This window comes from Nostoc sp., from assembly GCF_036916575.1.
In the GTDB taxonomy this organism is placed as follows: domain Bacteria; phylum Cyanobacteriota; class Cyanobacteriia; order Cyanobacteriales; family Nostocaceae; genus Nostoc.
In genome coordinates, this window is the sequence record NZ_JBALGC010000107.1 from 115,325 (window position 1) to 124,496 (window position 9,172).

Here is a 9,172-nt window from a genome sequence, read left to right on the forward strand (position 1 = left end):
AAGGAGTTGATTTCACTCCAGATAAAAGTTTTAGAGTTCGTCTAACTAGCAGGGGGCAAACCTTTTGAGGAGCAACCCGTGCTCTAGCTTGATTTCCCCCCTCGCTATCTGGGTAAAAAGCTCCATTCGAGTTATTCCTAGTTGAGAGGCTTTGTTTTTCAGGGTTTCCCAGTCTTGAGGCGACATCCTAAAAGTCGCATTGACTGTCTTTTTGTCTGTCGTAGCTTCTTGTGTCATTAGTCAACAGGAAAAGGGGCTGTCTTGCAGTTCTTGCTGGGGGGAGAACCCCATAAATAAATTTAGCGCAAAGTCAGAGCGGCGGTTCCCGCCGTTGGCATCTGAACTTTGTAAGAGAGGGGCTTAGAATAAAAACGAATAGCTAATGGAAACGTCTCGCCTGGGCGTATTATTTCTAGCGCTTCTCTACGAGACGCTCCGCGAACGCGTCTCGAAATAAATATTTTTACTTTGAGCAGAAATAAATTTAGGGGCTTGAAACCCTTAAAGCCACGGGAATTCCAAAATTTTTCTCCCCCTGCAAGAGCTGCTCCCTGCTAAGAACTGCCTCTTTAGTCAGTAAGAAAGAAAGGTCAGATCGAAATAAGCGATGGGACAGTTAAACATCCTCTTAAAGGTATTTTAATTTTCTCTCTTTTTATTGAGTATATAATCACACAAAAGATAGAGGTATTAATTGACTTAATTTGATTATTATCAACAATGCATAAAGAAAGATTATACAAAGGAGTCGGTTATTAGCATCCAACTACCACAGAATGTCGTCATTCCAAAATGGCATGATTCCAACATGACTCTGGATCTCAAACGTGCCACAGAAATTGCTGACTATTGTGCAAATAATGCCAGTGTAATAGATTACAATGGTGCTTTCCCCAAGCACGAGCTTGAGTTGATTGCTAAGGCTGGATTGTTGGCTGCACCATTGGCAAAAGAATTAGGCGGATGGGGTGCAGGAATAGATGCTAATGTTACCTACGAGCTTCTAATACTATTAAAACAGATAGGGCATGGCAATCTAGCAGTTGGGCGAATTTATGAAGGACATATCAACGCTCTGCAACTAATTCAGACCTTTGGTACTGGAGAACAAATCACAAGCTACGCTCGTGATGCCCGCGAGCATCATAAAATATTTGGCGTTTGGAATGCCGAAGCCTCAGATGGTGTGAAGGTAATTCCTTATGAAAATGGGCGTTATCGGTTGGAAGGTTCTAAAACCTTTTGTACTGGCGCAGGCTATGTGGAACGTCCTTTTGTTAATGGAGTATTGCCAGACGGCGGTTGGCAAATATGCATTGTGCCGATGGACGAAGTGACAACAGTTAGCGATCCAGCTTGGTGGCAACCATCTGGGATGCGAGCTACTGCTAGTTATAAAGTAGATTTTAGCGGTGTAGAGTTGGATCAAAGCGCTTTAATTGGACAGCCAGGAGATTACTATCGACAGCCTTGGTTATCTGCTGGGGTGATTCGGTTTGCGGCTGTACAATTAGGTGGGGCAGAAGCACTGTTTAACCTGACTCGCCAGTATCTCCAGGACTTGGAATATACGAACGATCCATATCAAAAAGAACGGCTTGGCAGAATGGCAATCGCCATTGAAAGTGGTAATCTCTGGCTGCAGGGGGCTGCGGATAAGGTAGCAGCGTATGCACCTATATTTGGTGGCTATCCCACAGTTCCCCACCCGCAAGCAGACCAACTTGTTGCCTATGCAAATATGGTGAGGACAGCAATTGAACAAATTTGCATTGATGTGATGCAGTTGTGCGAACGTTCTGTTGGGACTCGTGGCTTAATGCCACCAAATCCGATGGAACGCATCATCCGAGATTTGACTTTGTATCTGCGTCAACCTGCTTTTGATGCATCCTTGGCAAATGTAGGGCAGTATGTCTTGGGTAAAAGTAATCCTGCTAATTTGCTTTGGAACGATGAATAAATCTAGCTTGATTGGACTACCACTAAACAATCCTAGTATTTTGCCTTGGCGTTCAATTAAAGAGATCGCTTGTAGTCCGGCGCTAATCGTCGCACCCCATCCTGATGATGAAACATTAGGTTGTGGAGGTGCGATCGCTCTGTTACGGTCTTTAAATTGTCATGTGCAAGTATTAGTTGTCAGTGATGGTACACTTTCACACCCTCGTTCTCAGAAATATACCGCAGATAGACTCCGGGAATTGCGGGAAGCGGAAACGCTATCAGCAATGAAATTACTAGGTTTAGAGACAAATGTTGTCAGCTTCTGGAGAATGCAAGATGGGTCAATTACAACACAGTATCAAAGTGCAGTAGCTAGTTGTCGTGCTTTTATCACAGAAATCGCCCCAGAAATTATCTTTTTGCCGTGGCGATATGACCCTCATGCAGACCACCGAGCAACGTGGAAGTTAATTAAAGCAGCGCTGGATGATTTGCGCTTATCCCCCCGATTGATTGAATATCCTATTTGGGATTGGGACTGTAAGCAACGGGGGAGTTTGCCAGCATCTCTGGAAGTGACAACCTGGCGGTTAAATATTAGCGCAGTGGTGGAGTTGAAACAGCAAGCGATCGCTGCTTATCGTTCCCAAATTACAGATTTAATTGACGATGACCCAGAAGGCTTTCGCCTGAGTGCCGAAATGTTAGCGAACTTTACTCATCCTTGGGAAGTTTATATAGAGGAAAACCTATGAACCCGTCACAATCTGATTCTTTACCACCCAGCTACTTCGATAAACTCTACACCGAAGATCCCGACCCGTGGAAGTTTGAGACGAGTGAATACGAAGCTAACAAATATGCTGCCACAATCGCAGCTTTACCTAAAGAGCGCTATCGCTCTGCCTTTGAAATGGGTGGTTCTATTGGTGTTTTAACTGAGAAACTCCAAAAGCGTTGTGACTCACTCCTCTCGATTGACGTATCAACAATAGCTCAAAGTAGAGCAATAGAGCGCTGTCAGCATCTTTCCAATGTCAGGTTCCAAATTATGCGTGTCCCAGAGCAATTTCCAGATGAAATGTTTGATTTAACTCTAATCTCGGAAGTTGGCTATTACTTGAGCTGGGAAGACCTGAAAAAATCGCAACAGTACATTTTAGAACACTTGGAACCTGGAGGACATCTACTTTTAGTTCATTGGACACTCCATGTCCGTGATTATCCATTGAGCGGAGATGAAGTTCATGACTCGTTTTTTGAGTTGACCCCGAATAAACTGCGGCACTTAAAAGGTCAACGCGAGGAAGAATATCGACTTGATTTATTCGAGCGAGTCTGAGAAATAAAATGAGTCTTATTTTTTGGTGTTTAGTTTTACCTTTTGGAAGAAACGGCTTTGAATCTCCCTAAGCGTTACTGTAGGCGAACTCCAAAAAATCAATTATCCAATTTATCGAATTAAAAGGACTTTTCCTTCCCCTGCTCTCTGCTGCCTAAAAAGCAATGGGATATTTTTATATTTGGAAGCGTTGCCCTACTTTCGGGTAACGCTTCCCGTTAGCAATTACTGACGCAAACTCTTAAGACGCAAGCGCAAATCCCCAATTGCTTGTTTAATATCCACTTCTTTCCAGCGTGAAGCCCAAGTTTGTTCTTCTTGCTGGCGTTCTTCGACTAGTTCAAACAACTCACCAAAGGTATAAGGTTGCGTTAATTTCTCGACAAGCCATTGGGCCGAAATTCCCAGCATCTCTGCCAAGGACGCGACGCTGGGATGACTTGGCTGATAGCCATTGAGAGCGCAGCACCAGATCACTCGTAATTGGCGACGTGCAACAAAACGAGTTTCGATAGCCGCCGCTGACTCTATTAAAAATGATTGCTGTTGCCGTCCCATTTCTGCCCACTGACTTAACTGGTTCGCCATACCAACGCTAGCGCGTCCGATTTGTCTTGCCGAAGTTATTACTTGCACTAACAGACTGTGGCGAAAACGAGCGTTTACTCGCACTAAAGCACGATAAAACGCTACATCTTCAAGAGTCTGTACTGGCGGTAAGCCTCCTGCTAGTGCGTACATTTCTGCTGTTACTGCCAAACTTGCTCCATAGTGTTGATGGTGGCGGGGAAAGCTGTCATAGGGATTGGGATCGAGGTAAGTTTCCAACTCTGCAATTAAATAACGGTAGCCTACATAGCGCAGATAACAAGCTCTGGTGTAGGGGTCTAGATTGGAGCGCTCGGCGCGATCAGTGAGAATTCGCCCACCTACAGCATCAGCACCACAAGTAATTTCGTACAGGTTGGCAGCAATCCAAGTTGGGCTTACTTGCGAGTCTCCATCAGTTGAAGCAATTACCCCCCTTGTACGTCCTAAACTAGACAAACGGCGGTATGCTTCATCCATCAAAATCTGCCGCACTCGACCAATATAGGCTTGTGCAGGTGGCAGAGTTTTTTCAACTACATGCAGTGCTATATCTGGATGTTGCCCCGCGAAACTCCGGGCTATAGCTGCTGAATCATCGCTACAATTATTTGCCAACAAAATTATTTCATAGCGTCTGGGATCTAAAAGCTGTCCTTCTAGATCAACTTGATGTATTAAGGCAGTAAGGCTTGCTACCAATGTCTGAGCTTCATTGCGGACTGGAACAATTACACAAACTTCACAATCCGGTGAAGGCGGTACTTGGACTAAAGTTTGAGAAGAGTCTTTATCAAGTTGTGCAGATGGAAAGTCAGCAAGAAAAAGCAAGCGCTTACTTTTCATAAAAACCATTTTCCCATCTCTGGGAACAGCGATACAGTATACTCATTTACAATCAAAAATTATTACTATTTGTAATATTATTTTGGATTTTCTCTCATTTACTTGGAATCTACCTACAGTATGATTAAAACTTTATGAACAGAACCAATCAAACACTACCGTCCGTCTGCTTTCATTAAAAGCTTTACTAATCAACGCATAGTCCTTAGAGATTTTTTGCTAATATCAAACTTTAGACTATTAAATCATACTTAAATCATTTATTTTTTAAATAATGTATTTAATTGTTTTAGTTAAAATCAGTCTTAAGAAGTAGACGAATGATATGACAAATTATTAATGTTTGTTATTAAAAGTAATCAAACAAGACCAAAGCAGATTTATGCAAAAACTTAAACGCAAGATTAATAACCTGCTTTTTGGTGGTTATAAACATTCAAAGGGTGATTTTAAAAGCACATCTTTTGATAGTTTATATCTGGCTCAACCTTTCCTTGGGCGATGTGCGAGATGTTTTTAAACCTTACTTGGCAATTTTCTTAACCCCAGATCGCCATTGGAATTCAGTTCAAATAGGTATTGCTTTATTAACCACTAGTACCGCAAGGCAGAAGTCAAAAGTCAAAAGTAAAAAGAATTGTATTCTGGACTTTTGTGCCATTTTGAATGGTCTGTTTATTTCCACCGTGTTGTACTAGTATTGCTGGAATTCTAGCATAAACGCCAACGGACGCGCTAGTTGATGCCTTCCGTCACAAACGGTTACTGATTGCGATCGCACTTGTGAACTATTTTTTTGTATCAATTACAACATTGGTTTGGCGCGACAAAGGTTTGCCAAAGCGATCGCCTGCTTCTTCACACATTCCTTATTTCATCAAACTCATTCTCGATGACGCGAAGGTGAGTTATAAGACTTTTTATGACTAAATAATACAAAGCACTTTGAATTTCCTTTCAAACACCTAACTATTGAGGTCTTTTTCATGCTGTGTTTATTGAAGAAACAGCTTAATTTAGATTCATGGTTAAACAACAGGTTCTGAACACGGCAAGCACAAAACCAAACAGCTAAGGCTCTATTGAAAATAATAAATTTTCTTTATTTTCATCAAACTATAAGCTGCTACATCCAGTAAATACCGATTTAAATCGGAGGTTTACATATGTGCAAACCACAACTTAATCTTAACTTGACCACATCACAATTAACACCTAAAGGACAAAAAAATGACACTTTACGATCTTGGTACACTAGGTAGCACTCCTGTTGTTAAGGATAACGTTAATTTGAATGCATCTGAACCCACAGATGTCTTTCAGTTCAAAATCACCAATGCCAGCAACATCAACCTGTCTTTGACAGATATCAGCGCTGGCGATGATGCCGACATCGCATTGTTTCGAGATGCTAACAATAACGGTGTACTAGATAGTTTTGACAGACAAGCTGGACTTGTTTCCACTCGGGCACTCAACCAAGATGACGCAATTAACTTTAAAACTAGCTCAGGTACTTTTTTTGCTGAAGTATCTCGCTTTGCTAGTAGTTCAGGCGATGTCAGTTACGATTTAGCCTTGTCTGCAACTAAACCTTCTGGAACTATTCCAGTTTCAGCCAGTTCTAGCAACCTTCTACCTAAGGAATTTATAATTGGTGACTTGTCAGCGGTAGGTAACATCACTCGTACAGGTAACGTCAATAACCAGAACACTACCGATGTTTATAGCTTCTCTTTAGGAAGACTTCAGAGGGTTGACATTAGATTAGACGGATTAAGCAGCGATGCTGATATCCGAGTGATTCGAGACTTTAACAACAATCGTATCGTCGATGCAGGTGAGGAAATTGCCAGCTCTAGTAGGGGAGGTATTACTCCAGAACAGCTCCTCGTTGATGGATCTGGTAACTACTTCTTGCAGGTCACTGAATTCACTGGTAGCACTAACTACAATGTGAATTTTCAATCGACGATCATCCCTGCTTAAGTTTAGGCATTGCCAGTGATTAGTAGTACTTGAAAGTATTGTATAGCAGTGCTTTCAAGGGTATGCAAATGATGCAAGCGGCAGAGAATCATACCTGAACTTTGCTGCTTTTATTCCACACTTTAGGCAACGTAATTACATCATACCAGCGATCGCCTAAAGACTGCTAAAAACATCAAGTTAACCGTAAAAAACCTCTGGTAACTCAGAGGTTTTTTTGTATCAATTACAACAACTTTTTGGGTATGGCCAAGGTTTGCCAAAACTATTGCCTGACGCAAGCTTTCGCCTACTTCTTCATACATCCTTTATTTGATCAAACTCATTCTTGATGACGCCAATGGTGAGTTATGAGACTTTTTATGACTAAACAATACAAAGTAGCCGGAATTTAATTTCAAACACCTAACTATTAAGGTCTTTTTCATGCTGTGTTTATTGAGAAAATAGCTTATTTTAGATTCACGGTTAAACAATAGGTTCTGAACACGGCAACCATAAAACCAACCAAACAGCTAAGGCTGTGTTGAAAATTTTTAAATTTTATGGCTGCATAGCTCAAATATTTGCACAAAAAAATATGAATAAAACATTACAACTAGGCGATTGCGGTCTCTTACCGCCAGAAATAATCCCCTTCTTAGCTAATTACAACCTAATTCCGCAATTATTATCTCAGAGCATCATCGAATCTGCGATCGCACCCATCACCTGCACACATGCCGAAATAACTCAGGCTCTAGAGCAATTTTATCAGCAGTGGGATTTGACAACCAAGCAAAAAATTCAAGATTGGTGCTTACGTTACGGTCTAACTCAAGAACAATTAGAACTTTTCGCCACCCGAAAGTTCAGAGTAGAAAAGTTCAAACAAGCAACTTGGGGACATCAACTAGAATCTTACTTTCTCAAATACAAAAGGCATTTTGATAAAGTCATTTATTCTTTAATTCGGACTGAAAATAGAGGAACTGCTAACGAGCTATTCTTCCGAATTACAGAAGGAGAACAGTCATTTGCTGAACTAGCGCGTGAATATTCTCAAGGGCCAGAAGCTGATACAAGTGGCATCATTGGCCCAGTGGAACTTGGTACTATTACCCCCAATTTTGCTCAGTTACTTTGCACAAGTCAAGTGAGTATAGTTCAAGCACCTATACCCTTTGGAGAATCATGGGTGATTGTACGTGTGGAAAAGTTTATAACTGCACAGTTGGACGATTTTATGCGCCAACGATTGCTGCAAGAGAATTTTGAAATTTGGTTTAAACAGCAACTAAGTCAACTCTCACCTGAAGAAAAAATCTGGATGGGAATCAACACCAAACCAGCACAGGTTCAAGAAGCTGCATAGGGTAAAGGAACGAACCGCAAAGGACGCAAAGAGCACGAAGAAAGAAGAGAAATTAAAATTGGATGCAAAATGATGACAAATACAACCGTTGATATTCAAGAATTTGTTGCTGAACTGTTTCCTTTCAATTATCTGCCAGCAAATGTTTTAGAAAATTGGCTCACCAAAGTGCAATTTTGCCGCTATCGCATCGGGCAGCTAATAGTAGCACGGGAAACAATGCCCGATCAGATTAGCATTATCTACCAAGGACAAGCACGTTTATTAGGCTACAATTCCCAAGGACAAAATCCGGTGACACTAAAGTTACTCTCACCAGGAGAGGTTTTGGGTTGGGTAAGTCATGTGCGGGGTATTGCTTGTGAAACTGCGATCGCTTCTACTGAAGTTATCACCTTTAATCTGGCGATCGCTGATTTTCTGGCATTGATTCAGCAGGAGAAGGCTTTTGCCCAAGCATTAGACAATACTGCCTCCCTAATAGAAGTATATGAATTGCTGATGGAGGAACTGAGTCGTCGGGCAGATGGTAGCAGGAATTTAGTTAAACTTGCCCGCACAGCAACTCAAGCAGCAGTTATCCAAACATTCCCTACACGCAAAGCATCTCTCCAGCAGTTAGATTCAGAATTCTTGTGGTTAGTTAGCAGTAGTTCGAGTGTTTACTTTCCTGTGGGGAGTCGCCTAGAGTTGGATGATCTCAACCCCAAGCTGAAATTTAATCCAAGTATGCGTCTAGTGGGGTTACCCAAGTCAATACTTGGAGAAAATCTTGCCCCTCTTACACCAAAAACACTTTTACCCGCAGAGATTCCCTACGCTTCAGAAATTACTGTCACAGAAGAACCAGCAGCTAAGGGTAAACAAAAATAAATATCCTTATATCAAGGGTAGAGGGCCGCTGGATGCTTCCCTGGCTTGCTTCCAGATGTTGAGCCAATACTTTAACATCTCCTGGCGCAAAGATACGTTGCGACGGGTGTTGACAAAGCAGCACGAACACAAGGGCAGCATCTGACTTTTCCCGTTAAGTCTTGAAATGCTTACTGGTAAAGGATTCAAGAAACAGCGCAGCATATACGGTACAGTAATTAAAATTCGGTGCT

At 41.8% G+C, this 9,172-nt stretch carries 11 protein-coding genes; 8 read left to right on the plus strand and 3 right to left on the minus strand.

Annotated elements, in window-relative coordinates:
* Positions 1-808 precede the first annotated feature (808 nt).
* The 3 genes from V7L29_RS24255 to V7L29_RS24265 are packed head-to-tail and all read left to right on the plus strand — an operon-like array spanning position 809 to position 3,289.
* The gene (locus tag V7L29_RS24255; RefSeq protein WP_334737042.1) at positions 809-1,963 is read left to right on the plus strand and encodes an acyl-CoA dehydrogenase family protein; all 1,155 of its coding nucleotides are present in this window, start codon (positions 809-811) and stop codon (positions 1,961-1,963) included.
* Positions 1,956-2,702 carry a PIG-L deacetylase family protein gene (locus V7L29_RS24260; protein ID WP_334737043.1) on the plus strand — a complete coding sequence of 249 codons (747 nt, stop codon included), beginning with the start codon at positions 1,956-1,958 and terminating at the stop codon, positions 2,700-2,702. The genes V7L29_RS24255 and V7L29_RS24260 overlap by 8 nt, the downstream gene beginning before the upstream one ends.
* Positions 2,699-3,289, plus strand: a complete 591-nt coding sequence (locus V7L29_RS24265; RefSeq protein WP_334737044.1) for an SAM-dependent methyltransferase — start codon at positions 2,699-2,701, stop codon at positions 3,287-3,289. Before V7L29_RS24260 ends, V7L29_RS24265 begins: the two co-directional genes overlap by 4 nt.
* Before the next feature lie 225 nt (positions 3,290-3,514).
* Here the strand turns inward: V7L29_RS24265 and V7L29_RS24270 are convergent, their stop codons facing one another.
* Entirely contained in the window at positions 3,515-4,723 is a 1,209-nt protein-coding gene (locus V7L29_RS24270; RefSeq protein WP_334737045.1) for a glycosyltransferase family A protein, read from the minus strand.
* 419 nt (positions 4,724-5,142) lie between these two features.
* Between V7L29_RS24270 and V7L29_RS24275 the strand changes: the two genes are divergently transcribed.
* From V7L29_RS24275 to V7L29_RS24285, 3 genes are all read left to right on the plus strand, one after another.
* Positions 5,143-5,421 (plus strand): hypothetical protein, encoded by a 279-nt coding sequence (locus V7L29_RS24275; RefSeq protein ID WP_334737046.1) that lies wholly within the window; start codon positions 5,143-5,145, stop codon positions 5,419-5,421.
* 85 nt (positions 5,422-5,506) lie between these two features.
* Complete coding sequence (locus V7L29_RS24280; RefSeq protein WP_334737047.1) at positions 5,507-5,653, plus strand: hypothetical protein; 147 nt, start codon at positions 5,507-5,509, stop codon at positions 5,651-5,653.
* 300 nt (positions 5,654-5,953) lie between these two features.
* On the plus strand, positions 5,954-6,712 hold the full coding sequence (locus tag V7L29_RS24285) for a PPC domain-containing protein (RefSeq protein WP_334737048.1): 759 nt from the start codon (positions 5,954-5,956) through the stop codon (positions 6,710-6,712).
* Positions 6,713-6,852: 140 nt separating this feature from the next.
* Here V7L29_RS24285 and V7L29_RS24290 read toward each other — a convergent pair whose 3' ends face one another.
* On the minus strand, positions 6,853-7,017 hold the full coding sequence (locus V7L29_RS24290) for a hypothetical protein (protein WP_334737049.1): 165 nt from the start codon (positions 7,015-7,017) through the stop codon (positions 6,853-6,855).
* A 275-nt stretch (positions 7,018-7,292) separates the two neighbouring features.
* Here V7L29_RS24290 and V7L29_RS24295 point away from each other — a divergent pair, with 275 nt between their 5' ends.
* Positions 7,293-8,066, plus strand: a complete 774-nt coding sequence (locus V7L29_RS24295; protein WP_334737050.1) for a peptidylprolyl isomerase — start codon at positions 7,293-7,295, stop codon at positions 8,064-8,066.
* A 69-nt stretch (positions 8,067-8,135) separates the two neighbouring features.
* Positions 8,136-8,939: a cyclic nucleotide-binding domain-containing protein gene (locus tag V7L29_RS24300; protein ID WP_334737051.1), complete on the plus strand. Its 804-nt coding sequence runs from the start codon at positions 8,136-8,138 to the stop codon at positions 8,937-8,939.
* 6 nt (positions 8,940-8,945) lie between these two features.
* Here V7L29_RS24300 and V7L29_RS24305 read toward each other — a convergent pair.
* Positions 8,946-9,172: hypothetical protein (locus V7L29_RS24305; RefSeq protein WP_334737052.1), on the minus strand; the 227-nt coding region annotated here is incomplete at its 5' end.

Bases quoted from the DNA above. Each gene is read 5' to 3' on its own strand.
- V7L29_RS24255 (WP_334737042.1), top strand. From the start codon at position 809: ATGACTCTGGATCTCAAACGTGCCACAGAAATTGCTGACTATTGTGCA.
- V7L29_RS24260 (WP_334737043.1), top strand. From the start codon at position 1,956: ATGAATAAATCTAGCTTGATTGGACTACCACTAAACAATCCTAGTATT.
- V7L29_RS24265 (WP_334737044.1), top strand. From the start codon at position 2,699: ATGAACCCGTCACAATCTGATTCTTTACCACCCAGCTACTTCGATAAA.
- V7L29_RS24270 (WP_334737045.1), bottom strand. From the start codon at position 4,723: ATGAAAAGTAAGCGCTTGCTTTTTCTTGCTGACTTTCCATCTGCACAA.
- V7L29_RS24285 (WP_334737048.1), top strand. From the start codon at position 5,954: ATGACACTTTACGATCTTGGTACACTAGGTAGCACTCCTGTTGTTAAG.
- V7L29_RS24290 (WP_334737049.1), bottom strand. From the start codon at position 7,017: ATGTATGAAGAAGTAGGCGAAAGCTTGCGTCAGGCAATAGTTTTGGCA.
- V7L29_RS24295 (WP_334737050.1), top strand. From the start codon at position 7,293: ATGAATAAAACATTACAACTAGGCGATTGCGGTCTCTTACCGCCAGAA.
- V7L29_RS24300 (WP_334737051.1), top strand. From the start codon at position 8,136: ATGATGACAAATACAACCGTTGATATTCAAGAATTTGTTGCTGAACTG.